The organism is Pseudomonas sp. UBA4194, assembly GCF_002379585.1.
Taxonomy (GTDB): Bacteria; Pseudomonadota; Gammaproteobacteria; order Pseudomonadales; family Pseudomonadaceae; genus Aquipseudomonas.
Genome location: NZ_DFUE01000033.1, coordinates 19,929 through 46,088, shown reverse-complemented (window position 1 = coordinate 46,088; position 26,160 = coordinate 19,929). Strand labels below are relative to the sequence as shown.

Genomic DNA, 26,160 nt, shown 5'->3' with positions numbered 1-26,160 from the left:
CGCTGGCCATGCTGCTGGCTGCCCAGGCCCGTGGCTGGACGCTGATGCACATGGAAATCCAGGATCTCTACCAGGCCAAGGGCCAGGCCCGCGCGCGGATGCGGCCGTTGAAGGTGTTCGCCGACCCCGAGCACTGGTTCGAATTCGAGTCCGAAATCGACGCGCCCCTGGCCGACCTGGACGTCATCCTGATGCGCAAGGACCCGCCCTTCGACCTGGAATTCGTTTATTCCACCTACCTGCTCGAGCAAGCCGAGAACGATGGCGTGCTGGTAGTCAACAAGCCCCAGAGCCTGCGCGACTGCAACGAAAAGATGTTCGCCACGCTGTTTCCACAGCTGACCCCGCCGACCATGGTCAGCCGTCGTGCCGACATCCTGCGCGAGTTCGTCGCCGAGCACGGCGACGTGATTCTCAAACCGCTGGATGGCATGGGCGGCACCTCGATCTTCCGCCATCGCCCGGGCGACCCCAACCTCTCGGTGATCCTGGAAACCCTGACCGTACTGGGCACCCAGCAGATCATGGCGCAGCGCTACCTGCCGGCGATCGTCGATGGCGACAAGCGCATCCTGATGATCGATGGCGAGCCGGTGCCCTACTGCCTGGCACGTATCCCGGCCAGCGGCGAGACCCGCGGCAACCTGGCCGCCGGTGGCCGTGGCGAAGCTCGTCCGCTGAGCGACAAGGACCGCTGGATCGCCGAACAGGTCGGCCCGACCCTGCGCGAGAAAGGCCTGCTGTTCGTGGGTCTGGACGTGATCGGCGAGAACCTCACCGAAATCAACGTCACCAGCCCTACCTGCATTCGCGAAATCGATGCGGCCTTCAATACCGACATCGGCGGACAGTTGATGGACGCCATTGATCGCAAGCTCAAGGCACGCTGACGTAGCCACCCGGGGACAGGTTATGATGCTCGCCCTTTTCAGTTCTCGGGCGTGCATCACCGCCCGGGATGCAAGACTGCTGGATTTTTCATGACCTTGCCTGCCGACCTGCCCACCGAATTGACTCGCATCGGCCCCCGCCCTGCGGATCGTCTGGGGTTCACCCTGTTCCTCGCTGCTCTGGTGCACGTGGCGCTGATTGTCGGCGTGAGCTTCAGCGTGGAAAAGCCGCCGGAAATCAGCAAGACCCTGGAAGTGACCCTGGCGCCGTTCAAGAGCCAGGTTGCGCCCAAGCAGGCCGATTACCTGGCCCAGGACAATCAGCAGGGCAGCGGTACCCTGGACAAGAAAGCCGTGCCCAAGACTACCGAGGTCGCGCCGTTCCAGGACAGCAAGATCAACAAGGTGACCCCGCCACCGGCGCCCAAACCTGCCGCGCAGCCCGAGCCGGCGCCGGTAAAAAAAGCCGTGGCCACCACCGCGCCCAAACCGGTCAAGACCGAAGCCCGGCCACCGCCGGCCAAACCCGAACCCACGCCCAAGGCCGCCACCCCGGATTTCGACAGTTCGCAGCTGTCCAGCGAGATTGCCAGCCTCGAAGCCGAGCTCTCTCATGAGCAGCAGGCCTATGCCAAGCGCCCGCGCATCCATCGGTTGAGCGCGGCCTCGACCATGCGCGACAAGGGTGCCTGGTACAAGGACGACTGGCGCAAGAAAGTCGAACGCATCGGCAACCTGAATTATCCCGAAGAAGCCCGGCGTCAGCAGATCTACGGTAGCTTGAGGCTGATGGTCTCGATCAACAGCGACGGCTCGCTGTACGAGGTGCTGGTGCTCGAATCGTCCGGTCAGCCGTTGCTGGACCAGGCGGCGCAGCGCATCGTGCGCCTGGCCGCGCCCTTCGCGCCGTTCACCGGGGATCTGGCAGACGTCGACCGCCTGGAGATCATCCGCACCTGGCGTTTCGCCAAGGGCGATCGACTGCAAAGCAACTGACACATGAAAGTACGCGCCTCAGCTTGTCAGCTTGGCGCACCGACGCCACACTACACCCTATGAAAAACGTCGACCCGACCTACCTCAAGCATCAGTTTCTGATTGCCATGCCGCACATGGCCGACCCGAACTTTGCCCAGACCTTGACCTACATCGTCGAGCACACGGCCAATGGCGCCATGGGTCTGGTAGTCAACCGCGCCCAGGACTTGAGCCTGGCGGACATTCTCGAGCAGTTGCGACCGGACATCGATCCACCGCCGGCCTGCCAGCACGTGCCGATCTACAACGGTGGCCCGGTGCAGACCGACCGTGGTTTCGTGTTGCACCCCAGCGGGCCGGTGTTCCAGGCCACGGTGCAGTTGGGCGAGATTTCCCTCTCCACCTCCCAGGACGTGCTGTTCGCCATCGCCGACGGCGCCGGCCCGGCCAAGAGCCTGATCACCCTGGGCTATGCCGGCTGGGATGCAGGGCAGCTGGAAGCGGAACTGGCGGACAACGCCTGGCTGACGTGCCCGTTCGACGCCGATATCCTGTTCGAGATGAACAGCGAACAGCGTCTGGCTGCCGCCGCGGCACGCCTGGGCATCAATTTGAGCCTGCTCACCAGCCAGGCGGGCCACGCCTGATGGCAAGTCCCAAACTGCTGCTGGGCGTGGACTACGGCACCAAACAGATCGGCTTCGCGGTCGGCCAGGTGATCACCGGCCAGGCCCGCGAGCTGTGCACCTTGAAAGCCCAGAACGGCGTGCCCGACTGGACCAGGGTCGAAGCCCTGATCAAGGAATGGCAACCCGATGCCATCGTCGTCGGTTTGCCGTTGAACATGGACGGCAGTCCCAGCGACATGAGCGAACGCGCCGAGAAATTTGCCCGTCGCCTCAATGGCCGCTTCAACATCCCGGTCCACACCCACGACGAGCGCCTGACCACCTTCGAAGCCAAGGGCGAGCGCATGGCCCGCGGCGGACAGCGCGGCAGTTATCGTGACAACCCGGTAGACGCCATCGCCGCCAAGCTGTTGCTGCAGGGCTGGCTCGAGGAGCATGCGGGGTCTTTTGATCGTTGATCGGATGCGACCTTGATTACCGCGTGGCCCCCATCGCGGGTAGAACCCGCTCCCACAGGAGTCCGCGCCCCAATGTGGAACCAGGCCCCCACAGGAGTCCGCGTTCCAATGTGGCCCACAGGAATCCACGTACCCATGTGGGAGCGGGCTCTGCCCGCGATGGGGTCCACACCGATCTTGCGCCATGCCGACCACCCAACACCCACACACAGGAGCACACATGAGCCTTCCCAACCCCGCTGAGCTGATCAGCGCGATGGCTGTCGATCTCAAGGCGCATCTGGCCAGACGCTCCATCCACGAGCCGCGCTTCATCGGCATCCGTACCGGCGGTGTCTGGGTCGCTCAGGCATTGCTCGAGGCGCTGGGCAGCACGGAACCGCTGGGCACCCTGGACGTGTCGTTCTACCGCGACGACTTCAGCCAGAACGGCCTGCACCCGCAAGTGCGCCCCTCCGAGCTGCCATTCGAGATCGAGGGCCAGCACCTGGTATTGATCGACGACGTGCTGATGAGCGGCCGCACCATCCGTGCGGCCCTCAATGAACTGTTCGACTATGGCCGGCCGGCCAGTGTGACGCTGGTCAGTCTGCTGGACCTGGATGCCGGCGAACTGCCGATCCGCCCCGATGTGGTCGGCGCCACCCTGTCACTGGCCGCCCACGAACGGGTAAAATTGCTCGGCCCCGCCCCGCTCGCCCTCGAGCGCCAGGACCTCGTTTCCGCCTCCACCCTTTAAGAGCCCCGCCATGACGCCTATCGACGCCAAGCGCCCGCTGCAGCTCAATGACCAGGGCCAGCTCCGCCACTTCCTGTCCCTGGACGGCCTGCCCCGGGAACTGTTGACCGAATTGCTCGACACCGCCGACTCCTTCCTTGAGGTCGGCGCTCGCGCCGTCAAGAAAGTCCCGCTGCTGCGCGGCAAGACCGTATGCAATGTGTTCTTCGAGAACTCCACGCGCACCCGCACCACCTTCGAACTGGCGGCCCAGCGGCTGTCGGCCGACGTGATCACGCTGAACGTATCGACCTCCTCGACCAGCAAGGGCGAAACCCTGTTCGACACCTTGCGCAATCTCGAGGCCATGGCGGCGGACATGTTCGTGGTACGCCATGCCGACTCCGGCGCCGCTCACTTCATCGCCGAGCACGTATGCCCGGACGTTGCCATCATCAACGGCGGTGACGGCCGCCATGCGCACCCGACCCAGGGCATGCTCGACATGCTGACCATCCGCCGCCACAAAGGCGGTTTCGAGAACCTCTCGGTGGCCATCGTCGGTGACATCTTGCACTCGCGCGTGGCGCGCTCGAACATGATTGCCCTCAAGACCCTGGGTTGCCGGGACATCCGCGTGATCGGGCCCAAGACCCTGCTGCCGATCGGTGTCGAGCAGTACGGCGTGAAGGTCTACACCGACCTGGAACAGGGCCTCAAAGACGTCGACGTGGTGATCATGCTGCGTCTGCAACGCGAGCGCATGAATGGCGGCCTGCTGCCCAGCGAAGGCGAGTTCTACCGCTTGTTCGGCCTGACCACGGCGCGATTGGCCGGGGCCAAGCCGGACGCCATCGTCATGCACCCGGGGCCGATCAACCGTGGTGTGGAAATCGAGTCGGCAGTGGCCGACGGCCCCCACTCGGTGATCCTCAATCAAGTGACCTACGGCATCGCCGTCCGCATGGCGGTGCTGTCCATGGCCATGAGCGGACAAACCGCGCAACGTCAATTCGAGCAGGAGAGCGCCCAGTGAGCCTCAGTATTCTCGGCGCCCGCGTCATCGACCCCGCCAGTGGCCTGGACCAGCTCAGCGACCTGCACGTCAGCGAGGGCCGGATCGTGGCCGTGGGTGCTGCACCCGCAGGCTTCAGCCCCAGCCAGACCCTGGACGCCACCGGCCTGGTGGTCGCGCCAGGCCTGGTCGACCTCAGCGTTTCCCTGCGAGAGCCTGGCTACAGCCGCAAAGGCACCGTCGCCAGTGAAACCCGCGCCGCAGCGGCCGGCGGTGTTACCAGCCTGTGCTGCCCGCCGCTGACCAAGCCGATTCTGGACACCACGGCGGTGGCCGAGCTGATTCTGGATCGCGCCCGCGAAGCCGGCCACGCCAAGGTTTATCCCATTGGCGCCCTGAGCAAAGGCCTGGAAGGCGAGCAACTGGCCGAACTGGTGGCCTTGCGTGACGCCGGCTGCATTGCCTTTGGCAACGGCCTGAGCAGCTTCCCCAACAACCGCACCCTGTGCCGGGCGTTGGAATACGCGGCCACGTTCGACCTGACCGTGGTGTTCCACTCCCAGGACTGTGACCTGGCCGCTGGCGGCCTGGCCCATGAAGGCCCGACGGCCAGCTTCCTGGGTCTGCCGGGGATTCCGGAAACTGCTGAGACCGTGGCCCTGGCCCGGGACCTGCTGCTGGTCGAGCAAAGTGGTGTGCGTGCCCACTTCAGCCAGCTGACCACAGCCCGCGGCGTGAAGCTGATCGAACAGGCCCAGGCCCGCGGCCTGCCGGTGACGGCGGATGTGGCGCTGTATCAGTTGATTCTGACCGACGAGGCCCTGACCGGATTCTCCAGCCTGTACCACGTACAACCGCCCCTGCGCTCCAGCGCTGACCGCGAAGGGCTGCGCCAGGCGGTGAAAAGTGGTGTGGTACAAGCCATCTCCAGCCATCACCAGCCCCACGAGCGGGATGCCAAGCTGGCGCCGTTTGGTGCCACCGAGCCGGGCATCAGCAGCGTCGAGTTGCTGTTGCCGCTGGCGTTGACCTTGGTGGAAGACGGTTTGCTGGATCTGCCGACGCTGCTGGCGCGTCTGGGCCAGGGGCCGGCCGATGCCCTGCGCTTGCCGGCGGGACGCCTGCAGGTGGGTGCGGCGGCCGATCTGGTGGTGTTCGATCCAGGTGTGTCGACGGTGGCGGGCGAGCGCTGGCTGTCCAAGGGCGCCAACTGTCCGTTCCTGGGCCATAGCCTGCCAGGCATGGTTCGCCATACGTTGGTGGATGGGCATATCAGTTTTACCAGCTGATACCGCAGCGCGCCCATCGCGGGCAGAGCCCGCTCCCACAAGTGACCTGCGCCACTCCCACCCCCCTGTGGGAGCGGGCCCTGCCCGCGAGAGGCCCTCAGCCCCACCGCAAATCCCCTGTGGGAGCGGGCTCTGCCCGCGATGAGGCCCTCAGCCCCACCACAAATCCCCTGTGGGAGCGGGCTCTGCCCGCGAGAGGCCCTCAGCCCCACCGCAAATCCCTACCGCCGCTGTGCATTCTCCAACGACACCTGGTCATTCAACGTCCAGAAGTCATACAGAATACCCACCAGAAACAACCCACCGGTCAGCAGATAGATCACCCCGGTGATCCACTTGCCCATGTACATGCGGTGCACACCGAACAAGCCGAGAAACGTCAGCAGCACCCATGCCACGCTGTAGTTGGTCTGACCCCCGTGAAAACGGATGTCTGCCTGACGATCCATGGCCGGGATCAGGAACAGGTCGATGATCCAGCCGATGCCCAGCAAGCCGAGGGTAAAGAACCAGATCGTGCCGGTTACCGGCTTGCCGTAATAGAAACGATGAGCGCCGGTGAACCCCAGGATCCACAGCAGATAACCCATCACTTTGCTGTGGGTATCATAGCTCTGATAGCTGTTCATACTTGACTCGATCCCTCTGATATAAAAATTTTCTAAACAAATGTGTGACTTTTTTGTCCTGTCCCGACGTATGGCATTTCTGTGACCGACAGGTGCTGAACCCTTGTAGCACCTGACTTGCGTGCCGCACAAAGGACAATTTTGCACCGCAAAGGTGCCATTTGCGACCTTTCGACGTCGACCAGCGGATTAAAAACCACACAAAAAGCTGTTATAAAGTTGCGCGCCTATCCATATGAGCCCTGCCGAATGCGTCCTTTCTTCAAGACATGGCTGACTATCTGCCTATTATTGCCCCTGGCCGCCCACGCCACCAACCGTGAGCAACGACTTCCTGCCGGCTTCAATGGCTACACCGCCAAAGCCGGTTCCGAACAATCCAGCCATGCGCCACGCATCGTCGTGCGCCGGGCGCCGGGCAACTCCGCCGCGCTGGCCAGCGTCACCACCAGCAAGCTGGCGACCATGCCGTCCAAGCAGAGCAGCGACGTGCTGAGCCGCGCGGTGAACGTGCTGGGCACGCCTTACCGCTGGGGCGGCAGTAGCCCGAGCAAGGGGTTTGACTGCAGTGGCCTGGTCAAATACGCCTTCAACGACGTCAAGGCCGTAGACCTGCCGCGCACCTCCAACGCCATGGCTGCAGGCCACGGTGTGAAGGTTGAACGCAAAGACCTGAAACCGGGCGACCTGGTGTTCTTCAACATCAAGAGCCGCAAGGTCAATCACGTGGCGATCTATCTGGGCAACGACCGTTTCATCCATGCCCCGCGCCGCGGCAAGGCTGTGACCATCGATACCCTGAAGAAGCCGTACTGGAACACCCATTACGCCGTCGCCAAGCGCGTCCTGCCCAAAGAGCCAACGCTGCGCGTCGTCCAGCGCTAACCCCCCGACGCGCCTTACGCCGTAGCAGCGGCGTAAGCCGCGTCCCCCCTCACCCCAACCTAAAAATTATCCGGCGACTTGGCCTTCTCCCGCGCGCTGTCCCGGCTGATCAACCCCTGCGCCAGCAGGTTCTTCAGGCACATGTCCAGTGTCTGCATCCCCAACGAACCCCCGGTCTGAATCGACGAGTACATCTGCGCCACCTTGTCCTCACGGATCAGGTTACGAATGGCCGGTGTGCCGATCATGATTTCATGAGCCGCCACCCGACCGCCGCCGATCTTCTTCAGCAGGGTCTGGGAAATCACCGCCTGCAGTGACTCGGACAGCATCGAGCGGACCATGGACTTTTCCTCGGCGGGGAACACGTCCACCACCCGGTCGATGGTCTTGGCGGCCGACGTGGTGTGCAGCGTGCCGAACACCAGGTGACCGGTCTCGGCAGCCGTCAGCGCCAGGCGAATGGTTTCCAGGTCGCGCATCTCGCCCACCAGAATCACGTCCGGGTCTTCGCGCAGCGCCGAGCGCAGGGCGTTGGAGAAACCCAGGGTATCGCGGTGCACTTCACGCTGGTTGACCAGGCACTTCTTGGATTCGTGAACGAACTCGATCGGATCCTCGACAGTGAGAATGTGGTGGTGCTTGTTGTTGTTCAGGTAGTCGATCATCGCCGCCAGGGTGGTCGACTTGCCCGAACCGGTCGGCCCGGTGACCAGCACCAGCCCGCGGGGTACTTCGGTAATCTTGCGAAACACATCTCCCATGCCCAGGTCATCCATGCTCAGGACCTTCGAGGGAATGGTCCGAAACACTGCACCCGCACCGCGATTCTGGTTGAAGGCGTTGACCCGGAAACGCGCCACACCTGGCACCTCGAACGAGAAGTCGGTCTCCAGGAACTCCTCGAAGTCCTTGCGCTGCTTGTCGTTCATGATGTCGTAGATCAGCGCCTGGACTTGTTTGTCGTCCAGTGCCGGCAGGTTGATGCGCCGTACATCGCCGTCGACGCGAATCATTGGCGGCAGGCCTGCGGAAAGGTGCAGGTCGGATGCGCCTTGTTTCGCACTGAAGGCCAACAGCTCGGTAATGTCCATGAGACTCCCCAAATACAGACAAGCAGGTAGAATGCCGCAGACCTGAAACCCGCCGGCACGAATTCAATGTCCACGATAGCAGACAACATTTCGCAAGTGAGTGCCCGAATCGCCGCCGCGGCCGTCACGGCGCAACGCGCGCCCGGCGCTATCGGCCTGCTGGCCGTGAGCAAGACCAAGCCCGCCGCTGCCGTACGTGAAGCATTCGCGGCGGGGATCTGCGATTTCGGCGAGAACTACCTGCAGGAAGCCCTGGGCAAACAGGATGAATTAAAAGATATCCCCTTGATCTGGCATTTCATCGGCCCCATTCAGTCGAACAAGACGCGCGCTATCGCCGAACACTTTGCCTGGGTACATTCCGTGGACCGCCTCAAGATCGCTCAACGGCTCAGCGAGCAACGCCCCGCCGAGCTGCCGGCGCTGAATATCTGCATCCAGGTCAACGTCAGTGGCGAAGCGAGCAAATCCGGCTGTGCGCCTGCCGATCTGCCGGCATTGGCCCAGGCCATCGGCGAGCTGCCCAACCTGCGTCTGCGCGGCCTGATGGCCATTCCCGAACCCAGCGACGACCGTGCTGCGCAAGACGCCGCCTTCGCCCGGGTACGCACCCTGCAAGAAGACTTGAACCTGCCCCTCGATACGCTATCCATGGGCATGAGCCATGACCTGGAGGCCGCCATCGCACAGGGCGCCACCTGGGTTCGCATCGGCACGGCCCTGTTCGGTGCCCGCGACTATGGCCAGGACACGACCAGAGCCAACCCCGACGCGGGCCTTCCACCCTTCACCAAGGATCCTTCATGAGCAAGACTCGTATTGCCTTTATCGGCGCCGGCAACATGGCCGCCAGCCTGATCGGCGGCCTGCGTGCCCAGGGCGTCGAAGCCAGCCACATTCGTGCCAGCGACCGCGGTGTCGAGCAGCGCGACAAGGTCGCTGCCGAGCACGGCATCGAAGTGTTTGCCGATAACGCCCAGGCAGCCGATGGCGCTGACGTGGTGGTGCTGGCGGTCAAGCCGCAAGGCATGAAAGAGGTCTGCCAGACATTGGCGCCGAGCCTCAAGCCCGGGCAACTGGTGGTCTCCATCGCCGCCGGCATCACCTGCGCCAGCATGCAGGCCTGGCTCGGCGGGCAACAGCCGATCGTACGCTGCATGCCCAACACCCCGGCGCTGCTGCGCCAAGGCACCAGCGGGTTGTACGCCACCGCCGACGTCAGCGCCGAGCAACGCCAGCAGGCCGAAGACCTGCTCAACGCGGTGGGTCTGGCCCTGTGGCTGGACGAAGAACAACAGCTGGACGCCGTCACTGCGGTGTCCGGCAGTGGCCCTGCGTATTTCTTCCTGCTCATCGAGGCCATGACCGCCGCCGGCGAGAAACTGGGCCTGCCCCATGAAACCGCCGCTCGCCTGACCCTGCAGACCGCCCTGGGCGCCGCGCACATGGCAGTGGCCAGCGACGTCGATGCCGCCGAGCTGCGCCGCCGCGTCACCTCACCCGCCGGCACCACCGAAGCGGCCATCAAATCGTTCCAGGCCAATGGCTTCGAAGCCTTGGTGGAGAAGGCCCTGGGCGCCGCCGCCCATCGCTCGGCCGAACTGGCCGAACAACTGGGTAAATAAGGAGCTTTCATGTACGGTCTCAATACCGCGGCGATCTACGTCGTGCAAACCTTGGGCAGTCTGTACCTGCTGATCATGCTGCTGCGCTTCGTGCTGCAACTGGTGCGCGCAGACTTCTACAACCCGCTCAGCCAGTTCATCGTGCGCGCCACCCAGCCGCTGCTCAAGCCCATCCGGCGGATCATCCCCAGCCTGTTCGGCCTGGACATGTCTTCGCTGTTGCTGTCGATCGTCATCCAGATGATCGTCATGGCCCTGACACTGCTGCTGGCTTACGGCACCACCGGCAACCCGCTGCAACTGCTGGTGTGGTCGATCATCGGGGTCACCGCGCTGTTTCTGAAGATCTTCTTCTTCGCCATGATCATCAGCGTGATCCTGTCGTGGGTCGCGCCACAGAGCCACAACCCCGGCGCCGAGCTGGTCAACCAGATCTGCGAACCGGCCCTGGCACCGTTCCGCCGCATCGTGCCGAACCTGGGCGGGCTGGATATCTCGCCGATCCTGGCGTTCATGGTGTTGAAGCTGCTGGATATGCTGGTGATCAATAATCTGGCGATGAGCACGGGAATGCCGCAGATCCTGCGCATGCTGATCTGATAACCGTGGTGCAGGGTCCCCTCACCCCAACCCNNCCCTGAGGGAGAGGGGGCCAACAGCTGCGGGGTGAGGGGACCCTGCGCCGCAAATCCCCAACCATCACCCGCTTGCCCCCATCCCCCGCCCTCTTTAGACTTACGCCTCATTCATGCGTGAGCAGGGTCGATGTCCACTGTCTTTCCCGACGACTCCGTCGGTCTGGTCGTTCCACAAATTGCCCATTTCAGCGAACCTCTGGCCCTGGCCTGCGGGCGTTCGTTGCCGGCCTACGACCTGATCTACGAAACCTACGGCCAGCTCAACGCCACCGCCAGCAACGCTGTGCTGATCTGCCACGCCCTGTCCGGTCATCACCACGCCGCGGGTTTTCACTCCAGCGAAGACCGCAAGCCGGGCTGGTGGGACAGCTGCATCGGCCCGGGCAAACCGATCGACACCAATCGCTTCTTCGTTGTCAGCCTCAATAACCTGGGTGGCTGCAACGGCTCTACCGGCCCCAGCAGCATCAACCCGGAAACCGGCAAGCCGTTCGGCGCCGACTTCCCGGTGCTGACCGTGGAAGACTGGGTACACAGCCAGGCGTGCCTGGCCGACTACCTGGGCGTCAGCCAGTGGGCGGCGGTGGTCGGTGGCAGCCTGGGCGGCATGCAGGCGCTGCAATGGACCATCACCTACCCTGACCGGGTGCGCCATTGCCTGGCCATCGCCTCGGCACCCAAGCTGAGCGCGCAGAACATCGCCTTCAACGAAGTGGCACGCCAAGCCATCCTGTCCGACCCCGAATTCCACGGCGGCGATTTCCAGGCCCATGGCGTGATCCCCAAGCGCGGCTTGATGCTGGCGCGCATGGTCGGGCATATCACCTACCTCTCCGATGACTCAATGGGCGAGAAATTCGGCCGGGGCCTGAAGAGTGAAAAGCTCAACTACGACTTCCACAGCGTGGAATTCCAGGTGGAAAGCTACCTGCGCTATCAGGGCGAGGAGTTTTCCGGTCGTTTCGACGCCAACACCTACCTGTTGATGACCAAGGCGCTGGATTACTTCGACCCGGCCGCCGCGCACAACGACGACCTGGCCGCCACGTTCGCCAACGTCAAAGCCAAGTTCTGCGTGATGTCGTTCACCACCGACTGGCGCTTCTCCCCGGCCCGTTCGCGGGAACTGGTGGACGCCCTGATGGCGGCCAAGAAAGACGTCTGCTACCTGGAAATCGACGCGCCGCAAGGCCATGACGCTTTCCTGATCCCTATCCCGCGGTATCTGCAGGCGTTCAGCAGCTACATGAACCGCATTGCACTCTGAGGCCTTCATGAGAGCCGATCTAGAAATCATCCAGGACTGGATTCCTGCCGGCAGCCGGGTCCTCGACCTGGGCTGCGGCGACGGTGAACTGCTGGCCTGGCTGCGTGACAACAAGCAAGTCACCGGTTATGGCTTGGAAATCGATGCCGACAACATCACCGAGTGCGTGCGCAAGGGCATCAACGTCATCGAGCAGGACCTGGACAAGGGCCTGGGCAACTTTGCCAGCAACAGCTTCGATATCGTCGTGATGACCCAGGCACTGCAAGCGGTCGAATACCCCGACCGGATTCTCGACGAGATGCTGCGCGTCGGTCGCCAGTGCATCATCACCTTCCCCAACTTCGGCCACTGGCGCTGCCGCTGGTATCTGGCGAGCAAGGGGCACATGCCGGTTTCGGAATTCCTTCCCTACACCTGGTACAACACGCCGAACATCCACTTCTGCACCTTCGCCGACTTCGAAGCCCTGTGCCATGAACGCCGCGCCCAGGTCCTGAACCGCCTGGCGGTGGATCAACAGCACCGCCACGGGTGGGCAAGCAAGATCTGGCCTAACCTTTTGGGTGAGATCGGCATCTATCGGGTGAGCAGCCCGGGGCTGCGGGAGCATCGGGTGGCGGTGTAGGCACCCGCTACCCCGTCGCGCCCATCGCGGGCAGAGCCCGCTCCCACAGGGGCCTTTTATCGGGTTCGGCACCGACACCGCCCTCTCCCCAGCAACCCACACACCCCGGACCCTACGATGAACAACCTCACCCAACTCGTCCTCGCCAGCCACAACGCCGGCAAGCTCAAGGAACTGCAAGCCATGCTCGGCGGCTCGGTGCAACTTCGCTCGGTCGGCGAGTTCAGCCAGGTAGAGCCGGAGGAAACCGGCCTGTCGTTCGTCGAGAACGCCATTCTCAAGGCGCGCAACGCTTCGCGGCTTTCCGGGCTGCCGGCGCTGGCCGATGACTCCGGGCTGGCGGTGGATTACCTCGGCGGCGCTCCTGGCATCTACTCGGCCCGCTACGCCGATGGCCAAGGCGACGCCGCGAACAACGCCAAACTGCTGGACGCCCTCAAAGACGTGCCCGAAGACCAGCGCGGTGCGCAATTCGTCTGCGTACTGGCCCTGGTCCGACATGCCGACGATCCTCTGCCCATCCTCTGCGAAGGCCTGTGGCATGGCCGTATCATGCAGGCCGCCAGCGGCGAGCACGGGTTCGGTTATGACCCGCTGTTCTGGGTGCCCGAGCGCAATTGCTCCAGCGCCGAATTGAGCCCGGCCGAGAAGAACCTGATCAGCCACCGCGCGCGCGCCATGGCGTTGCTGCGCCAACGTCTGGGCCTGGCATGACCACCGAGCTGCTCTACTCGTCCGCCAGCGCCCACGGCCCTGCGCTGGCGCAGTTGCCGCCGCTGGCGCTGTACATCCACATCCCGTGGTGCGTACGCAAATGCCCTTATTGCGACTTCAATTCCCATGCCGCCAGCCCGGTGCTGCCGGAGCAGGAATACGTCGACGCCCTGCTGGCTGACCTGGACCAGGATCTGCCGTCCGTTCACGGCCGGCCACTGACGTCGATCTTCTTCGGCGGCGGCACCCCCAGCCTGTTCAGTGCGGCGGCGCTGGGTCGCCTGCTCGCGGGCGTGGAGCAGCGCATCCCCTTTGCAGCGGATATCGAGATCACCCTGGAAGCCAACCCCGGGACCTTCGAGCAGGAAAAATTCATTGCCTATCGCAAGCTGGGCATCAATCGCCTGTCGATCGGCATCCAAAGCTTCCAGCCGCAGAAGCTGGAAGCGCTGGGCCGTATCCATACCGGCGATGAAGCCCTGCGCGCCGCCGAAATGGCCCGCCGCGCCGGCTTCGATAACTTCAACCTGGACCTGATGCACGGCTTGCCCGACCAGTCTCTGGAAGACGCGCTGGATGATCTGCGCCAGGCCATCGCGCTGGCCCCCACCCACCTGTCCTGGTACCAACTGACGCTGGAGCCGAACACAGTGTTCTGGAACCAGCCACCGCTGCTGCCCGAAGACGACATTCTCTGGGACATCCAGGAAGCGGGCCAGGCGCTGCTGGCCGAGCATGGCTACACCCAGTACGAAGTCTCCGCCTACGCCAAGCCCGGCAAGGCGGCGCGCCACAACCTCAATTACTGGAGCTTCGGCGACTTCATCGGTATCGGCGCCGGGGCCCACGGCAAGCTCAGCCATCCGGACGGGCGCATTGCGCGCACCTGGAAAACCCGGCTGCCCAAGGATTTCCTCAACCCGGCGAAAAGCTTCAAGGCCGGCGAGAAGGCCCTGACCGTGGACGAGCTGCCGTTCGAGTTCCTGATGAACGCCTTGCGCCTGACTCAAGGGGTGGATGCCGCGTTGTTCGCCGAGCGTACCGGCCTGGCCCTGGCCGATCTTGCCAAGGCCCGCCGGGAGGCCGAACAAAAGGGCCTTTTGCAGGTCGAACCGACGCGTCTGGTCGCCACCCCCCGGGGACAGCTGTTCCTCAACGACCTGCTGCAATATTTCCTGGTTTAAGGATTGCCCAATGGATTTAGTGCTTGATCTGCTCGCCACGGTTTCCCGCTGGAGTCGCAGCAACCTCTCGGAAATTTCCCTGGCGCTGGTGGGCTGTCTGCTGGTGTTGTTCGGCGCTGACGTGAAGGCCTGGGCCGAAGGCCGTCTAGGCTCGCTGGCGGGCGCGCTGCGGGTGCCACTGATCGCACTGCTGTGCGTGATCGGCAGTGGTGCGGCGCTGATCTATGCAACGCCTTGGGTGCTGCGCGGGTTGAGCCAATTCAACAACTACAGCCTGGCGCCGGTGCTGTTGGTGGTACTGGTGTTGCTGGGGATCGTGGCGGATCGCAAGTGATACGCGCCCACACCGGATCTGCGTGATTGCGAAGATCCGGTGTGGGAGCAGGCTCTGCCCGCGATAGAGCAGGCACTGCTCCTGCAAGAATTCAGTCCACCTTTTCGAACTTCAGATCCCACACCCCGTGCCCCAGGCGCTCGCCGCGGCGTTCGAACTTGGTGATCGGGCGCTCGGCCGGGCGTGGCACGCAGCCGCCGTCCGCCCCCTGGTTGCGATAACCGGGGGCCACGTTCATCACTTCCAGCATGTACTCGGCATAGGGCTCCCAGTCGGTGGCCATGTGCAGCACACCGCCAACCTTGAGCTTGCTGCGGACCAATTCGGCAAAGGCCGGCTGGACGATGCGACGCTTGTGGTGGCGCGCCTTGTGCCAAGGGTCCGGGAAGAACAGCAGCAGACGATCCAGACTGTTGTCGGCCACGCATTGCTTGAGCACCTCGATGGCGTCGCAATCGTAGACCCGCAGGTTTTTCAGGCCCTGGGTCAGCACGCCATTGAGCAACGCACCGACGCCGGGGCGATGCACTTCCACGCCAATGAAATCCAGCTCCGGCGAGGCAGCGGCCATCTCCAGCAGCGAGTGGCCCATGCCGAAACCGATTTCCAGGGTGCGCGGCGCGCTGCGCCCAAACACCTGGTCAAAGTCCACCGGCGCGTCGGCCAGGGGCAGCACGAACAGCGGCTTGCCTTGGTCCAGGCCGCGCTGCTGGCCTTCGGTCATGCGTCCGGCGCGCATCACGAAACTCTTGATGGCGCGGTGTTGGCGCGGTTCGCCTTCGGTCGGCGTTGGCGTTTCTTGCGAGTCAGTCATCGGGGGCTCTTACTTGATCAGGCCATCCAGCGGCGAAGAGGCGCTGGCATAAAGTTTTTTCGGCATACGTCCGGCGAGGTAGGCCATGCGCCCGGCGATGATGGCGTGTTTCATGGCGGCGCCCATCATGATCGGGTCCTGGGCGTGGGCGATGGCCGAGTTCATCAGCACGGCCTCGCAGCCCAGTTCCATGGCGATGGTGGCGTCGGAAGCGGTACCCACCCCGGCATCCACCAGCACAGGAACCTTGGCTTCTTCCAGGATGATCTGCAGGTTGTAGGGGTTGCAGATGCCCAGGCCGGTGCCGATCAGGCCCGCCAGCGGCATTACGGCGATGCAGCCGATTTCGGCCAGTTGCCGGGCAATGATCGGGTCATCACTGGTGTACACCATTACGTCGAAACCGTCCTTGACCAGCACTTCGGCGGCCTTGAGGGTTTCGATGACGTTGGGAAACAGGGTTTTCTGATCCGCCAGCACTTCCAGCTTCACCAGGTTGTGGCCATCGAGCAGCTCACGGGCCAGGCGACAGGTGCGCACGGCTTCCACGGCGTCGTAGCAACCGGCGGTGTTAGGCAGGATGGTGTAGCGGTCCGGCGGCAACACGTCGAGCAGGTTAGGCTCGCCAGGGTTCTGGCCGATATTGGTGCGGCGCACCGCCACGGTGACGATTTCGGCTCCCGAGGCTTCGATGGCCAGTCGGGTTTGCTCCAGGTCACGGTACTTGCCGGTGCCCACCAGAAGGCGCGACTCGAAGGTACGACCTGCCAGGGTGAACGGCTTGTCAGTGCGAGCATTGCTCATCGGAATTCCTCTCGTGCGGTGCAGGTATGCGGGCGCGGGCGCTGCCCGCAATCGGGGCTCTGGAGGACACCCCCGCGACCCGTTGGTTGGTGCGCAACGCTGGCGGTGGGTTTAGCCACCGCCGATGGCGTGGACCACTTCGATCTGGTCGCCTTCGCCCAGCACGGTCTCGCCGTGCTGGCTACGCGGGACGATATCCTGGTTCAGCTCCACCGCAACGCGGCGGCCAGCCAGGTCCAGCCGAGTGAGCAGGCCAGACACGGTTTCGCCGTCTGGCAGTTCAAAGGGATCACCGTTCAATTGAATGCGCATGCCGTTAGCAGCCATCATTTTTTGGGGTCAGCATTCTAGCCCGATCGCCCAGGATTCCCAAGGACCAGCCGACCATTCGCGCACTCAACCCAGGCGCCACGCCAGCAGCCCCAGGCACGCCCACCCGGCCAGAAAAGCCAGCCCACCGAAGGGTGTGACGATCCCCAGCTTGCTGACACCGGTGAGGGTGAGCAGGTAGAGGCTGCCGGAAAACAGCACGATACCCAGGCAGAACAGCACCCCGGCCCAGACCACCAGACGGCCCGGCAGGTGCAGGCTCAGCAGCGCCACGCCAAACAACGCCAGGGTATGGATCAGTTGATAGGTCACGCCGGTCTGGAAAATGGCCAGGTATTCGGCGCTCAGCCGGTTTTTCAGGCCATGGGCGGCGAACGCCCCGAGGCCTACACCGGTAAAGCCGAAAAATGCCGTCAGCAGCAGGAAACCACGAAGCATGTTGGATTGACCTCAGAAAGCCGCCATCGGGCGCGGGGTCTGTATAATGGCCCGCTCACCCGGTTAGGCCAAGCCTTCTATGCTGCGTTCCCTTTTCCGTCGTCTGTGCAAGGCCTTGCTCTGGTTCGCCGTCGTCAGCGTCGCTGTGGTGGTGATCTTTCGCTTCGTTCCGCCACCCGGCACCATGCTGATGGTGGAACGCAAGATCGAATCCTGGATCGACGGCACACCTATCGACCTGCAACGTAGCTGGCGTCCGTGGGATGAGATCTCCGACGACCTCAAGGTTGCAGTGATCGCTGGCGAGGATCAGAAGTTCGCCGAGCATTGGGGCTTCGACATTGCCGCCATTCGCGCAGCGTTCGTGCACAACGAGGAAGGCGGCTCGCTACGCGGCGCCAGCACCTTGAGCCAGCAGGTGGCCAAGAACGTTTTTCTGTGGTCTGGCCGTAGCTGGCTGCGCAAGGGCCTGGAGGCCTGGTTCACCGGGCTGATCGAAATCTTCTGGTCCAAGCAGCGGATTCTCGAGGTATACCTCAACAGTGCCGAATGGGACGAGGGAGTGTTTGGCGCCGAAGCAGCAGCCCGGCATCACTTTGGCGTCGGTGCGCCGTATCTGTCTCGCCAACAGGCGAGCCTGCTGGCGGCGGTACTGCCCAACCCGCGCAACTGGAGCGCCAGCCGGCCAAGCCCTTATGTGGCGCGACGGGCGGGCTGGATTCGCAAGCAGATGAGCCAGTTGGGCGGAAATGACTATCTGGTGCGGCTCAATCATTCGCGGCGGGCGCCTTGGGCGGATTGAGGAGGCTAAAAGCGTAACGCGTACGGCTCTCTCTGCCTAAACCCCACAAACGAAAAAGCCCCAACCAGGTTGGGGCTTTTTCATTCGACGCGATCCATCAGGCCGCGATCGAAACCTTCAGCTTGTTCATCGCGCTTTTTTCCAGCTGACGAATCCGCTCGGCCGACACGTTGTACTTCTCTGCCAGCTCGTGCAGCGTTGCCTTCTCTTCAGCCAGCCAGCGCTGGTAGAGAATGTCGCGGCTGCGATCATCCAGGACCTGCAAGGCTTCGTGCAGGTTGCTGTTGGAGTTGTCACTCCAGTCCGCGTCTTCCAGCTGACGTGCTGGATCGTAGCGATGATCTTCCAGGTAGTTGGCCGGCGACTGGAAGGCGCTGTCGTCGTCTGCTTCGGCAGCTGGATCGAACGCCATGTCCTGGCCAGTCAAGCGGCTTTCCATCTCGCGCACTTCACGTGGCTCCACCCCAAGGCTTTCGGCCACACGGTGGACTTCCTCGTTGTTCAGCCACGCCAGGCGCTTCTTCTGGCTGCGCAGGTTGAAGAACAGCTTGCGCTGGGCCTTGGTGGTAGCCACTTTCACGATGCGCCAGTTGCGCAGGATGAACTCGTGGATTTCCGCCTTGATCCAGTGCACGGCGAACGACACCAGGCGCACACCCATTTCCGGGTTGAAACGCTTCACGGCCTTCATCAGGCCGACGTTACCTTCCTGGATCAGATCGGCCTGAGCCAGACCATAACCCGAATAGCTGCGCGCGATATGCACGACAAAACGCAGGTGGGCGAGCACCATCTGCCGAGCCGCCCCAAGATCCTGCTCATAGTAGAGACTCTCGGCCAGTTCACGCTCCTGCTCGGGTGTCAGCAAGGGAATGCTGTTCACCGTATGCACGTAGGCTTCCAGGTTTGCACCCGGGACCAAGGCATAAGCAGGTTGCAAAGAAGTGGTCATACGAAAAAACCTCCGACTCACATGACTCGTGCCCGTAGGCACTGCGAAAAATTGACCAGGAACCGCGAGACAAGTTCCTTGTATTACCTACCAGGTCAATGACAATAAATTTAACTCACACAGATGCTGCTACTTGACTCTACTCAACGCGGCGCCAGTTCTCTGAGGTGACGCCAAACCGCAATCCATGCACCGATATACCCTAACAATACCGCTCCTAGCAAGAGGGACAGACCATCGGCAGCGGGCACTCCGGCCAGGGCAAAATCGCTGCCATACAACCCGGAAAGCCCTACCACCGCGTCGTTCAGCCAGTTAAGGCCGAACGCCAGTATGCCCCACGCGAAAACTCCTGCGCCGAAGCCATACAAGGCGCCCATATAAAGGAACGGCCTGCGCACATAGGCGTCGGTGCCGCCCACCAGCTTGATCACCTCGATCTCGACCCGGCGATTCTCGATGTGCAGGCGGATAGTGTTACCAATTACGAGCAGCAACGCCGACACCAGCAACAGCGTCAGGCCAAACACGAAACGGTCGCCCAGCTTGAGGATCGCCGCCAGGCGCTCGACCCACACCAGGTCCAGCTGCGCCTGCTGCACCTTCGGCAATTCCGACAGCTGCTGGCGCAAGGCTTCCAACGTGGTCTTGTCGACCTCTTCAGGCGTTACCACCACCACACCGGGCAGCGGGTTTTCGGGCAGCTCCTTGAGCGCCTCGCCCAGCCCGGACTGCTGCTGGAACTCGCCCAATGCCTTCTCGCGGCTGACGAACTCGGCATCGGCCACGCCGGCCAGGCCCTTGATCTGTGTGACCAGGGCCTGACCTTCGCGTTCACCGGCATCGAGTTCCAGGTACAAGGAGATCTGCGCCGCCCGTTGCCAGGAGCCGCCCAGGCGCTCGACGTTCTTGAGCAGCAGCGACAGGCCCATGGGCAGGCTCAGCGCCACGGCCATCACCAGGCAGGTAAAGAAGCTGCCGATGGGCTGCTTGCCCAGGCGCCGCAGGCTGTCGACCCAGCTGGCGCGGTGGCTTTCGATCCAGGCGCGCAGCAGGGTGCTGAAATCCGGACCGTCGTCATCGTCATGCTGGCGTTTCTTCGGTTTCTGCGGCTGCGGATCGCCCGCCTTGGGCGCTACGCGGTCCGCGACCTTGGGGCTGCGTGTCGCACTCATTGTCCTGCCTCCCCGTCGCCGATCAGGCGGCCGCGCTGCAGCGTCAACATGCGATGGCGCATGCGCGCGATCAGTGCCAGGTCGTGACTGGCGATCAGGACGCTGGTACCCAGGCGATTGATGTCTTCGAAAACCCCCATGATCTCCGCGGCCAGGCGCGGGTCGAGGTTGCCGGTGGGTTCGTCGGCCAGCAGCAAGGCTGGCTGGTGCACGATGGCGCGGGCGATGCCGACGCGCTGCTGCTGCCCGGTGGACAAGTCACCGGGATACAGCTCGGCCTTGTCGGCCAGGGCAACGCGCTCGAGGGCCGAATCGACCTTCTTGGCGATCTCGGGCTTGGACAGCCCGAGAATCTGCAAGGGCAGCGCGATGTTGTTGAACACCGTACGGTCGAACAGCAACTGGTGGTTCTGGAACACCACGCCGATCTGCCGACGCAGGAACGGAATCTGCGCATTGGTGATCTGGCCAAGATCCTGGCCGGCCAGCAGCAGTTTGCCACTGGTGGGACGTTCCATTGCCAGCAGCAGGCGCAACAGGGTGCTTTTACCGGCACCGGAGTGGCCGGTCACGAACAGGAACTCGCCCCGCCGCACCCGGAAACTCAGCTCATGCAAACCGACATGGCCATTGGGGTAGCGCTTGGCAACCTGTTCGAATCGAATCATGAACGCTCCCGCTCGGCAAACAGTGCCTGGACAAAGGGTTCGGCCTCGAAGGTGCGCAGGTCGTCGATGCCTTCACCGACGCCGATGTAACGAATCGGCAGGCCGAACTGCTTGGCCAGGGCGAAGATCACGCCGCCCTTGGCCGTGCCGTCGAGCTTGGTCAGGGCCAGGCCCGTGAGCTCGACCGTCTGGTTGAATTGCTTGGCCTGATTGATGGCGTTCTGGCCAGTGCCGGCATCGAGCACCAGCAGCACCTCGTGAGGCGCCTGCTCATCGAGCTTGCCGATCACCCGGCGAACCTTCTTCAACTCTTCCATCAGGTTGTCTTTGGTGTGCAGACGTCCGGCAGTGTCGGCGATCAGCACGTCGATGCCACGGGACTTGGCTGCCTGCACCGCGTCGAAGATCACCGAGGCCGAGTCGGCGCCAGTATGCTGGGCAATGACCGGAATCTTGTTGCGCTCGCCCCACACCTGCAGCTGCTCCACAGCCGCGGCGCGGAAGGTGTCGCCGGCGGCCAGCATGACCTTCTTGCCTTCGAGCTGCAGCTTTTTGGCCAGCTTGCCGATGGTCGTGGTCTTGCCGGCGCCGTTGACGCCTACCACCAGAATGACGAAAGGCTTGTGTTCGCTGTTGATCACCAGCGGCTGTTCCACCGGACGCAGCAGGGCGGTGAGTTCGGCCTGCAACGCCTTGTACAGCGCGTCGGCGTTGGTCAGTTCCTTGCGCGCGACCTTGCGCGTCAGGCTCTGGATGATCACCGAGGTGGCCTCGACCCCGACGTCGGCGGTCAGCAGGCGAGTTTCCAGCTCTTCGAGCAGGTCGTCGTCGATGGCTTTGCTGCCCAGGAACAGGCTGGCCATCCCTTCGCCAAGGCTGGCGCTGGTTTTGGCCAGGCCCTGCTTGAGACGGGCGAAGAAGCCAGCCTTGGTTTCGCTGGGGGCGACCGCAGGCACCGGCAGGGACACGGGTTCCGGATCGACTGCGACCGCTGGCACCGCCGGGGCAACCACGGCCACGGGCGGCGCCTGCACAACGGGTGCGGGTACGGGCGCCGGTGCTGGTGCAGGTGCAGGTGCAGGTATTGCTGCGACGACTGGCTCGGGCTCGGGCTCGGGTTCAGGCACCACCGCCGGTGCAGCCTCGACAACGGCTACCGGCTCGGCACGCGCCGGGATGGCCGGCGGCGCATGGGGCTCGAGATCCTCGACCAGGGCCACGGGCTCTTCCGGCACCGGCAACACCAGGCCGTGGGCCGGCTGGGCGGCAATCGGACTGGCCGTCGGCTCGGAGGTCGGCTGCACGGCAAGCGGCTCGGCTTCGGGCTCAGGCGTCAGCAGCGGCTCTGGCGCAAGTGCCACTGCCGCTTCGAGCGAGGCCTCGGAGACCGTGTCAGGCGCTTCGGGCGCAGGTGTTTGTGGCTGCTCGGCGGGGGCTTCCTGCGGCTTCTTGCGCAGCCATCCGAACAGGCCTTTCTTTTCGCCGGCCGGGGCCGGGGTCTTTTTGTCGTCGTTGGAACCAAACATGGAAGACGGCTATCTCAAGGTAGCGACGCGCCAGGCGGCGTGTCGGAAAATTCTATGACGCAACACAGACTGCTTTTTCGTCGGCTCGTTCACGCGCAACATTTTGTCGAGTTGCCCGCACAGGTTACTGGCAACCAGGCATGGCCCCCAGCGAACCGGATCAGTATCCTAGCACCTCCTCGCCCGTAGACGCTAAGGCCACGCGGGCAGCTTTTAAGGTTCAAAAACCCATGAATGCGTTTGTCCTCCGTGCCGCAGGCCTCCTGCTCTGCACGCTTTGCCTGCCTTTTGCCGCGTTTGCCGCCGATCCGCAACCCACCCACGAATTCATCCTGGACAACGGCCTGAAAGTGGTCGTACGCGAAGACCACCGCGCGCCGGTGGTGGTCTCGCAGCTCTGGTACAAGGTCGGTTCCAGCTACGAAACCCCCGGCCAGACCGGTCTGTCCCATGCCCTGGAACACATGATGTTCAAGGGCACCGACACCCTTGGGCCGGGCGAAGGGTCGCGCATACTGCGTGATCTGGGCGCCGAAGAGAACGCCTTCACCAGCGACGACTACACCGCCTACTACGAGGTCCTGGCCAAGGATCGCCTGGCCGTGGCCTTCGATCTGGAAGCCGACCGCATGGCCAGCCTGAGCCTGCCGGCCGAGGAGTTCGCCAAGGAAATCGAGGTGATCAAGGAAGAACGCCGCCTGCGCACCGAAGACAAACCCAGCGCCAAGGCCTACGAAATCTTCAAGGCCATGGCGTACCCCGCCAGCGGCTACCACACCCCGACCATCGGCTGGATGGCAGACCTTGAACGCATGAAGGTCGAAGAACTGCGTCACTGGTACCAGGCCTGGTATGTGCCCAACAATGCCACGTTGGTGGTGGTCGGCGACGTCGAGCCCGAGGCGGTCAAGGCCTTGGCAGAACGCTATTTCGGCAAGATCCCACGGCGCGCCACGCCACCGGCGAAAATCCCCCTGGAACTGGCTGCCCCCGGCCAGCGCATGGCAACCCTGCACGTGCGCACGCAATTGCCATCGCTGATGTATGGCTTCAATGTCCCGGCCCTGGCCACGGCCAGCAACCCACGCGACGTCCAGGCCCTGCGCCTGATTTCGGCGCTGCTCGACGGTGGCTACAGCGCGCGCATGGCCACGCGCCTGGAGCGCGGCCAGGAGCTGATCTCCGGCGGCGGTGCCGGCTACAACCCGTTCACCCGGGGCGATAGCCTGTTCTCGATCTCCGCCACGCCCAACACACAGAAGAAAAAGACCCTGGCCGATGTCGAGAAAGGCATCTGGCAACTGCTCGAGGAGCTCAAGACCACGCCACCCACCGCTGACGAACTCGAGCGGGTGCGGGCACAGGTGATTGCCGAGCTGGTCTACAGCCAGGACTCCATCAGCAACCAGGCCAACACCATCGGCATGCTGGAAACCGTGGGCCTGTCGTGGAAACTCATGGACAGCGAGTTGGACGACTTGAAAAACGTCACCCCCCAGGACATCCAGAACGCCGCACGCACCTACTTCACCCGCGATCGCCTGAGCATCGCCCATGTCTTGCCCGAGGAAACTGCTCATGACTGAGCGCAATACTCCCCGCTACGCGCGGGTCAGCGTGTCGGTTGCCGTGCTGCTGGCGCTGCTCGCGGCGTTCGCCGCCCGCCCGGCTCCCGCCGCCGAACCGTCCGAAGGCCTGCAGTCGCTCAAGGAGCTCGATAGCAAGGCCCCCGGCCATCGCAGCCTGGACATCCAAAGCTGGAAAACCGCCGAGGGCGCCAAGGTAATGTTCGTCGCTGCGCCCGAACTGCCGATGTTCGACCTGCGCCTGACCTTCGCCGCCGGCAGCAGCCAGGACCAGAACCATCCAGGCATTGCCTTGCTGACCAACGCCATGCTCAATGAAGGCGTGGCCGGCAAGGACGTCGAAGCCATCGCCCAGGGCTTCGAAGGCCTGGGTGCGGACTTCGGCAACGGTGCCTATCGCGACATGGCCGTGGCTTCGCTGCGCAGCTTGAGCGCCCCGGAAAAACGCACCCCTGCCCTGCAACTGTTCGCCGACGTGGTGGGCAAGCCGACCTTTCCCGCCGACTCGCTGGCGCGCATCAAGAACCAGCTACTGGCCGGCTTCGAGTACCAGAAGCAAAACCCAGGCAAGCTGGCCAGCAACGAGCTGTTCGAGCGCCTGTATGGCAATCACCCGTACGCACACCCGAGTGAAGGCGACGCCAAGTCTCTGCAGGGCCTGAATCTGGCGCAGTTGCGCGCTTTCCATCAGCGCGCCTACGCGGCAGGCAACGCGGTGATCGCCATCGTCGGCGATCTGTCGCGCGGGGAAGCCGAACAGATGGCCGCGCAGGTCTCGGCGGCCTTGCCCAAAGGCCCGGCCGTGGCCAGGCTTGCACAGCCACAGGCGCCCAAAGCCGGCCTGAGCCATATCGATTTCCCGTCCAAGCAGACCCAGATATTGCTGGCCGAGCTGGGCATCGACCGTACCGACCCGGATTTTGCTGCCTTGTCCATGGGCAACCAGATTCTGGGCGGTGGGTCCTTCGGCACCCGTCTGATGAGCGAAGTACGGGAAAAACGTGGCCTGACCTACGGCGTCTACTCCGGCTTCACGCCAATGCAGGTGCGAGGGCCGTTCATGATCAACCTGCAAACCCGCGCAGAGCTGAGCGAAGGCACGTTGAAACTGGTTCAGGACATCCTGCGCGACTACCTCAAGACCGGCCCTACCCAGGCCGAGCTGGACAATGCCAAACGTGAACAGGCAGGCAGCTTCCCACTGTCCAACGCCAGCAATGCCAGCATCGTCGGGCAACTGGGTGCCATCGGCTTCTACGACCTGCCGCTGAGCTGGATGGAAGATTTCATGCAGCAATCCCAGGCGCTCACGGTCGAACAGGTGAAGGCCGCCATGAACAAGCACCTCGATGCCGATAAACTGGTCATCGTCACGGCGGGCCCGAAGGTTGCCCAGCAACCCCTGCCTGCCCCAACTGATAAACCCGCCGAGCAGCCGCTCGGGGTTCCGGAGCACTGATGGCCAGCGTCAAACCCAAGCAACCCCATGGCGGCCAAGGCTCGCTGCGCATCATTGGTGGCCAGTGGCGCAGCCGCAAGCTGGGCTTTCCCGAAGCGCCCGGCCTGCGCCCGACCCCGGATCGAGTGCGCGAAACCTTGTTCAACTGGCTCGCGCCGCACATCGAAGGGGCCAAGGTGCTGGACGCTTTCACCGGCAGTGGGGCTCTATACCTGGAAGCGTTGTCCCGGGGCGCCAGCCTGGGGCTGGCGCTGGACGCCAACGCCACAGCCATCTCCAGCCTGCGCCACAACCTCGACGTGTTGGGCTGTTCGGTAGGCCAGTTGTTGCAGAGCGATGCCGTACGCTATCTGGAGACCCAGACGCCAACCGCCTTCGACGTGGTCTTCCTCGATCCGCCCTTCCACCAGAACCTGTTGCCGGCCACCTGCGCGCTGCTGGAAGACAAGCACTGGCTGGCAGAGCGGGCCTGGATCTACACCGAGAGCGAGACCCGTCCCGACGCTCTGCCGATGCCCGCCAACTGGCGCCTGCATCGCGACAAGAAAGCCGGCCAGGTCTATTACTCGCTGTGGCAACGCGGCTGATCCCGCCGACCGCTGATGCTGTGGCACAGTAGGCATCACTGCTC

The 26,160-nt window shown here is 63.6% G+C and carries 30 protein-coding genes; 20 read left to right on the top strand and 10 right to left on the bottom strand.

What is annotated here, in order from left to right:
* The 7 genes from gshB to B3397_RS09120 all read left to right on the top strand — a co-directional run.
* On the top strand, window positions 1-890 hold an 890-nt coding region (gene gshB, locus B3397_RS09150), incomplete at its 5' end, for a glutathione synthase (RefSeq protein WP_296249257.1).
* A 90-nt stretch (window positions 891-980) separates the two neighbouring features.
* Complete coding sequence (locus B3397_RS09145) at window positions 981-1,886, top strand: energy transducer TonB (protein ID WP_296249256.1); 906 nt, start codon at window positions 981-983, stop codon at window positions 1,884-1,886.
* A 59-nt stretch (window positions 1,887-1,945) separates the two neighbouring features.
* Window positions 1,946-2,515, top strand: a complete 570-nt coding sequence (locus tag B3397_RS09140) for a YqgE/AlgH family protein (RefSeq protein ID WP_296249255.1) — start codon at window positions 1,946-1,948, stop codon at window positions 2,513-2,515.
* Complete coding sequence (gene ruvX / locus B3397_RS09135) at window positions 2,515-2,955, top strand: Holliday junction resolvase RuvX (protein ID WP_296249253.1); 441 nt, start codon at window positions 2,515-2,517, stop codon at window positions 2,953-2,955. The genes B3397_RS09140 and ruvX overlap by 1 nt, the downstream gene beginning before the upstream one ends.
* Before the next feature lie 220 nt (window positions 2,956-3,175).
* Window positions 3,176-3,694 carry a bifunctional pyr operon transcriptional regulator/uracil phosphoribosyltransferase PyrR gene (pyrR, locus tag B3397_RS09130; RefSeq protein WP_296249252.1) on the top strand — a complete coding sequence of 173 codons (519 nt, stop codon included), beginning with the start codon at window positions 3,176-3,178 and terminating at the stop codon, window positions 3,692-3,694.
* A gap of 10 nt (window positions 3,695-3,704) precedes the next feature.
* Window positions 3,705-4,709 carry an aspartate carbamoyltransferase catalytic subunit gene (locus tag B3397_RS09125; RefSeq protein ID WP_296249251.1) on the top strand — a complete coding sequence of 335 codons (1,005 nt, stop codon included), beginning with the start codon at window positions 3,705-3,707 and terminating at the stop codon, window positions 4,707-4,709.
* Window positions 4,706-5,977, top strand: coding sequence for a dihydroorotase (locus B3397_RS09120; RefSeq protein ID WP_296249250.1), 1,272 nt, complete (start codon window positions 4,706-4,708; stop codon window positions 5,975-5,977). Before B3397_RS09125 ends, B3397_RS09120 begins: the two co-directional genes overlap by 4 nt.
* 221 nt (window positions 5,978-6,198) lie before the next feature.
* Here B3397_RS09120 and B3397_RS09115 read toward each other — a convergent pair whose 3' ends face one another.
* Entirely contained in the window at window positions 6,199-6,606 is a 408-nt protein-coding gene (locus tag B3397_RS09115; protein ID WP_296249249.1) for an NINE protein, read from the bottom strand.
* A gap of 249 nt (window positions 6,607-6,855) precedes the next feature.
* Between B3397_RS09115 and B3397_RS09110 the strand changes: the two genes are divergently transcribed.
* Window positions 6,856-7,491, top strand: a complete 636-nt coding sequence (locus B3397_RS09110; RefSeq protein WP_296249248.1) for a C40 family peptidase — start codon at window positions 6,856-6,858, stop codon at window positions 7,489-7,491.
* Window positions 7,492-7,550: 59 nt separating this feature from the next.
* On the opposite strand, the gene B3397_RS09105 is transcribed toward B3397_RS09110, so the two are convergent.
* Window positions 7,551-8,585 carry a type IV pilus twitching motility protein PilT gene (locus tag B3397_RS09105; RefSeq protein WP_296249246.1) on the bottom strand — a complete coding sequence of 345 codons (1,035 nt, stop codon included), beginning with the start codon at window positions 8,583-8,585 and terminating at the stop codon, window positions 7,551-7,553.
* A 66-nt stretch (window positions 8,586-8,651) separates the two neighbouring features.
* Between B3397_RS09105 and B3397_RS09100 the strand changes: the two genes are divergently transcribed.
* The 8 genes from B3397_RS09100 to B3397_RS09065 all read left to right on the top strand — a co-directional run bounded on the left by B3397_RS09100 (window position 8,652) and on the right by B3397_RS09065 (window position 14,975).
* A complete protein-coding gene (locus tag B3397_RS09100; protein ID WP_296249245.1) occupies window positions 8,652-9,392 on the top strand; it encodes a YggS family pyridoxal phosphate-dependent enzyme in 741 nt (246 codons plus the stop codon).
* Complete coding sequence (gene proC / locus B3397_RS09095) at window positions 9,389-10,210, top strand: pyrroline-5-carboxylate reductase (protein WP_296249243.1); 822 nt, start codon at window positions 9,389-9,391, stop codon at window positions 10,208-10,210. Before B3397_RS09100 ends, proC begins: the two co-directional genes overlap by 4 nt.
* Before the next feature lie 9 nt (window positions 10,211-10,219).
* On the top strand, window positions 10,220-10,810 hold the full coding sequence (locus B3397_RS09090; protein WP_296249242.1) for a YggT family protein: 591 nt from the start codon (window positions 10,220-10,222) through the stop codon (window positions 10,808-10,810).
* 165 nt (window positions 10,811-10,975) lie between these two features.
* Window positions 10,976-12,115, top strand: coding sequence for a homoserine O-succinyltransferase MetX (metX, locus tag B3397_RS09085; RefSeq protein WP_296249241.1), 1,140 nt, complete (start codon window positions 10,976-10,978; stop codon window positions 12,113-12,115).
* A 7-nt stretch (window positions 12,116-12,122) separates the two neighbouring features.
* Window positions 12,123-12,743, top strand: a complete 621-nt coding sequence (gene metW / locus B3397_RS09080) for a methionine biosynthesis protein MetW (protein WP_296249240.1) — start codon at window positions 12,123-12,125, stop codon at window positions 12,741-12,743.
* Between the two features lie 117 nt (window positions 12,744-12,860).
* Window positions 12,861-13,457, top strand: a complete 597-nt coding sequence (rdgB, locus tag B3397_RS09075; protein ID WP_296249239.1) for an RdgB/HAM1 family non-canonical purine NTP pyrophosphatase — start codon at window positions 12,861-12,863, stop codon at window positions 13,455-13,457.
* Window positions 13,454-14,641: a radical SAM family heme chaperone HemW gene (gene hemW / locus B3397_RS09070; protein ID WP_296249238.1), complete on the top strand. Its 1,188-nt coding sequence runs from the start codon at window positions 13,454-13,456 to the stop codon at window positions 14,639-14,641. The genes rdgB and hemW overlap by 4 nt, the downstream gene beginning before the upstream one ends.
* 10 nt (window positions 14,642-14,651) lie before the next feature.
* Window positions 14,652-14,975, top strand: a complete 324-nt coding sequence (locus B3397_RS09065; RefSeq protein WP_296249236.1) for a DUF3392 domain-containing protein — start codon at window positions 14,652-14,654, stop codon at window positions 14,973-14,975.
* A gap of 91 nt (window positions 14,976-15,066) precedes the next feature.
* Here the strand turns inward: B3397_RS09065 and trmB are convergent, their stop codons facing one another.
* The 4 genes from trmB to B3397_RS09045 form a co-directional block, all read right to left on the bottom strand.
* The gene (trmB, locus tag B3397_RS09060; RefSeq protein WP_296249234.1) at window positions 15,067-15,789 is read right to left on the bottom strand and encodes a tRNA (guanosine(46)-N7)-methyltransferase TrmB; all 723 of its coding nucleotides are present in this window, start codon (window positions 15,787-15,789) and stop codon (window positions 15,067-15,069) included.
* A 9-nt stretch (window positions 15,790-15,798) separates the two neighbouring features.
* The gene (locus B3397_RS09055; RefSeq protein WP_296249233.1) at window positions 15,799-16,593 is read right to left on the bottom strand and encodes a thiazole synthase; all 795 of its coding nucleotides are present in this window, start codon (window positions 16,591-16,593) and stop codon (window positions 15,799-15,801) included.
* A 111-nt stretch (window positions 16,594-16,704) separates the two neighbouring features.
* Window positions 16,705-16,905 carry a sulfur carrier protein ThiS gene (thiS, locus tag B3397_RS09050; RefSeq protein ID WP_296249232.1) on the bottom strand — a complete coding sequence of 67 codons (201 nt, stop codon included), beginning with the start codon at window positions 16,903-16,905 and terminating at the stop codon, window positions 16,705-16,707.
* 84 nt (window positions 16,906-16,989) lie between these two features.
* Complete coding sequence (locus B3397_RS09045) at window positions 16,990-17,361, bottom strand: DUF423 domain-containing protein (RefSeq protein WP_296249231.1); 372 nt, start codon at window positions 17,359-17,361, stop codon at window positions 16,990-16,992.
* Between the two features lie 79 nt (window positions 17,362-17,440).
* On the opposite strand from B3397_RS09045, the gene mtgA reads away from it, so the two are divergent.
* Window positions 17,441-18,163: a monofunctional biosynthetic peptidoglycan transglycosylase gene (gene mtgA, locus B3397_RS09040; protein ID WP_296249230.1), complete on the top strand. Its 723-nt coding sequence runs from the start codon at window positions 17,441-17,443 to the stop codon at window positions 18,161-18,163.
* A 97-nt stretch (window positions 18,164-18,260) separates the two neighbouring features.
* Here the strand turns inward: mtgA and rpoH are convergent, their stop codons facing one another.
* From rpoH to ftsY, 4 genes are all read right to left on the bottom strand, one after another.
* Window positions 18,261-19,115 (bottom strand): RNA polymerase sigma factor RpoH, encoded by an 855-nt coding sequence (rpoH, locus tag B3397_RS09035; protein WP_296249229.1) that lies wholly within the window; start codon window positions 19,113-19,115, stop codon window positions 18,261-18,263.
* Between the two features lie 143 nt (window positions 19,116-19,258).
* On the bottom strand, window positions 19,259-20,290 hold the full coding sequence (gene ftsX / locus B3397_RS09030; protein WP_296249228.1) for a permease-like cell division protein FtsX: 1,032 nt from the start codon (window positions 20,288-20,290) through the stop codon (window positions 19,259-19,261).
* Entirely contained in the window at window positions 20,287-20,958 is a 672-nt protein-coding gene (ftsE, locus tag B3397_RS09025; protein WP_043191541.1) for a cell division ATP-binding protein FtsE, read from the bottom strand. The genes ftsX and ftsE overlap by 4 nt, the downstream gene beginning before the upstream one ends.
* Window positions 20,955-22,484: a signal recognition particle-docking protein FtsY gene (ftsY, locus tag B3397_RS09020; RefSeq protein ID WP_296249227.1), complete on the bottom strand. Its 1,530-nt coding sequence runs from the start codon at window positions 22,482-22,484 to the stop codon at window positions 20,955-20,957. The genes ftsE and ftsY overlap by 4 nt, the downstream gene beginning before the upstream one ends.
* A 230-nt stretch (window positions 22,485-22,714) precedes the next feature.
* Between ftsY and B3397_RS09015 the strand changes: the two genes are divergently transcribed.
* Genes B3397_RS09015 through rsmD form a run of 3 tightly spaced genes read left to right on the top strand, consistent with a single transcriptional unit; the run spans window position 22,715 to window position 26,116 of the window.
* The gene (locus B3397_RS09015) at window positions 22,715-24,070 is read left to right on the top strand and encodes a M16 family metallopeptidase (RefSeq protein ID WP_296249226.1); all 1,356 of its coding nucleotides are present in this window, start codon (window positions 22,715-22,717) and stop codon (window positions 24,068-24,070) included.
* Complete coding sequence (locus B3397_RS09010; protein ID WP_296249225.1) at window positions 24,063-25,529, top strand: M16 family metallopeptidase; 1,467 nt, start codon at window positions 24,063-24,065, stop codon at window positions 25,527-25,529. Before B3397_RS09015 ends, B3397_RS09010 begins: the two co-directional genes overlap by 8 nt.
* Window positions 25,529-26,116, top strand: a complete 588-nt coding sequence (gene rsmD, locus B3397_RS09005; protein WP_296249224.1) for a 16S rRNA (guanine(966)-N(2))-methyltransferase RsmD — start codon at window positions 25,529-25,531, stop codon at window positions 26,114-26,116. Before B3397_RS09010 ends, rsmD begins: the two co-directional genes overlap by 1 nt.
* The last annotated feature ends 44 nt before the right edge of the window (window positions 26,117-26,160 follow it).

What these genes read in the sequence shown, in the direction of transcription:
- B3397_RS09145 (WP_296249256.1), top strand. Translation starts at nt 981, where the DNA reads ATGACCTTGCCTGCCGACCTGCCCACCGAATTGACTCGCATCGGCCCC.
- metW (WP_296249240.1), top strand. Translation starts at nt 12,123, where the DNA reads ATGAGAGCCGATCTAGAAATCATCCAGGACTGGATTCCTGCCGGCAGC.
- ftsY (WP_296249227.1), bottom strand. Translation starts at nt 22,484, where the DNA reads ATGTTTGGTTCCAACGACGACAAAAAGACCCCGGCCCCGGCCGGCGAA.
- thiS (WP_296249232.1), bottom strand. Translation starts at nt 16,905, where the DNA reads ATGCGCATTCAATTGAACGGTGATCCCTTTGAACTGCCAGACGGCGAA.
- B3397_RS09100 (WP_296249245.1), top strand. Translation starts at nt 8,652, where the DNA reads ATGTCCACGATAGCAGACAACATTTCGCAAGTGAGTGCCCGAATCGCC.
- metX (WP_296249241.1), top strand. Translation starts at nt 10,976, where the DNA reads ATGTCCACTGTCTTTCCCGACGACTCCGTCGGTCTGGTCGTTCCACAA.
- ruvX (WP_296249253.1), top strand. Translation starts at nt 2,515, where the DNA reads ATGGCAAGTCCCAAACTGCTGCTGGGCGTGGACTACGGCACCAAACAG.
- B3397_RS09125 (WP_296249251.1), top strand. Translation starts at nt 3,705, where the DNA reads ATGACGCCTATCGACGCCAAGCGCCCGCTGCAGCTCAATGACCAGGGC.
- hemW (WP_296249238.1), top strand. Translation starts at nt 13,454, where the DNA reads ATGACCACCGAGCTGCTCTACTCGTCCGCCAGCGCCCACGGCCCTGCG.
- ftsX (WP_296249228.1), bottom strand. Translation starts at nt 20,290, where the DNA reads ATGAGTGCGACACGCAGCCCCAAGGTCGCGGACCGCGTAGCGCCCAAG.
- B3397_RS09055 (WP_296249233.1), bottom strand. Translation starts at nt 16,593, where the DNA reads ATGAGCAATGCTCGCACTGACAAGCCGTTCACCCTGGCAGGTCGTACC.
- rpoH (WP_296249229.1), bottom strand. Translation starts at nt 19,115, where the DNA reads ATGACCACTTCTTTGCAACCTGCTTATGCCTTGGTCCCGGGTGCAAAC.
- B3397_RS09010 (WP_296249225.1), top strand. Translation starts at nt 24,063, where the DNA reads ATGACTGAGCGCAATACTCCCCGCTACGCGCGGGTCAGCGTGTCGGTT.
- rdgB (WP_296249239.1), top strand. Translation starts at nt 12,861, where the DNA reads ATGAACAACCTCACCCAACTCGTCCTCGCCAGCCACAACGCCGGCAAG.
- mtgA (WP_296249230.1), top strand. Translation starts at nt 17,441, where the DNA reads ATGCTGCGTTCCCTTTTCCGTCGTCTGTGCAAGGCCTTGCTCTGGTTC.
- B3397_RS09015 (WP_296249226.1), top strand. Translation starts at nt 22,715, where the DNA reads ATGAATGCGTTTGTCCTCCGTGCCGCAGGCCTCCTGCTCTGCACGCTT.
- B3397_RS09115 (WP_296249249.1), bottom strand. Translation starts at nt 6,606, where the DNA reads ATGAACAGCTATCAGAGCTATGATACCCACAGCAAAGTGATGGGTTAT.
- ftsE (WP_043191541.1), bottom strand. Translation starts at nt 20,958, where the DNA reads ATGATTCGATTCGAACAGGTTGCCAAGCGCTACCCCAATGGCCATGTC.
- B3397_RS09110 (WP_296249248.1), top strand. Translation starts at nt 6,856, where the DNA reads ATGCGTCCTTTCTTCAAGACATGGCTGACTATCTGCCTATTATTGCCC.
- trmB (WP_296249234.1), bottom strand. Translation starts at nt 15,789, where the DNA reads ATGACTGACTCGCAAGAAACGCCAACGCCGACCGAAGGCGAACCGCGC.
- B3397_RS09140 (WP_296249255.1), top strand. Translation starts at nt 1,946, where the DNA reads ATGAAAAACGTCGACCCGACCTACCTCAAGCATCAGTTTCTGATTGCC.
- B3397_RS09090 (WP_296249242.1), top strand. Translation starts at nt 10,220, where the DNA reads ATGTACGGTCTCAATACCGCGGCGATCTACGTCGTGCAAACCTTGGGC.
- rsmD (WP_296249224.1), top strand. Translation starts at nt 25,529, where the DNA reads ATGGCCAGCGTCAAACCCAAGCAACCCCATGGCGGCCAAGGCTCGCTG.
- pyrR (WP_296249252.1), top strand. Translation starts at nt 3,176, where the DNA reads ATGAGCCTTCCCAACCCCGCTGAGCTGATCAGCGCGATGGCTGTCGAT.
- proC (WP_296249243.1), top strand. Translation starts at nt 9,389, where the DNA reads ATGAGCAAGACTCGTATTGCCTTTATCGGCGCCGGCAACATGGCCGCC.
- B3397_RS09045 (WP_296249231.1), bottom strand. Translation starts at nt 17,361, where the DNA reads ATGCTTCGTGGTTTCCTGCTGCTGACGGCATTTTTCGGCTTTACCGGT.
- B3397_RS09105 (WP_296249246.1), bottom strand. Translation starts at nt 8,585, where the DNA reads ATGGACATTACCGAGCTGTTGGCCTTCAGTGCGAAACAAGGCGCATCC.
- B3397_RS09065 (WP_296249236.1), top strand. Translation starts at nt 14,652, where the DNA reads ATGGATTTAGTGCTTGATCTGCTCGCCACGGTTTCCCGCTGGAGTCGC.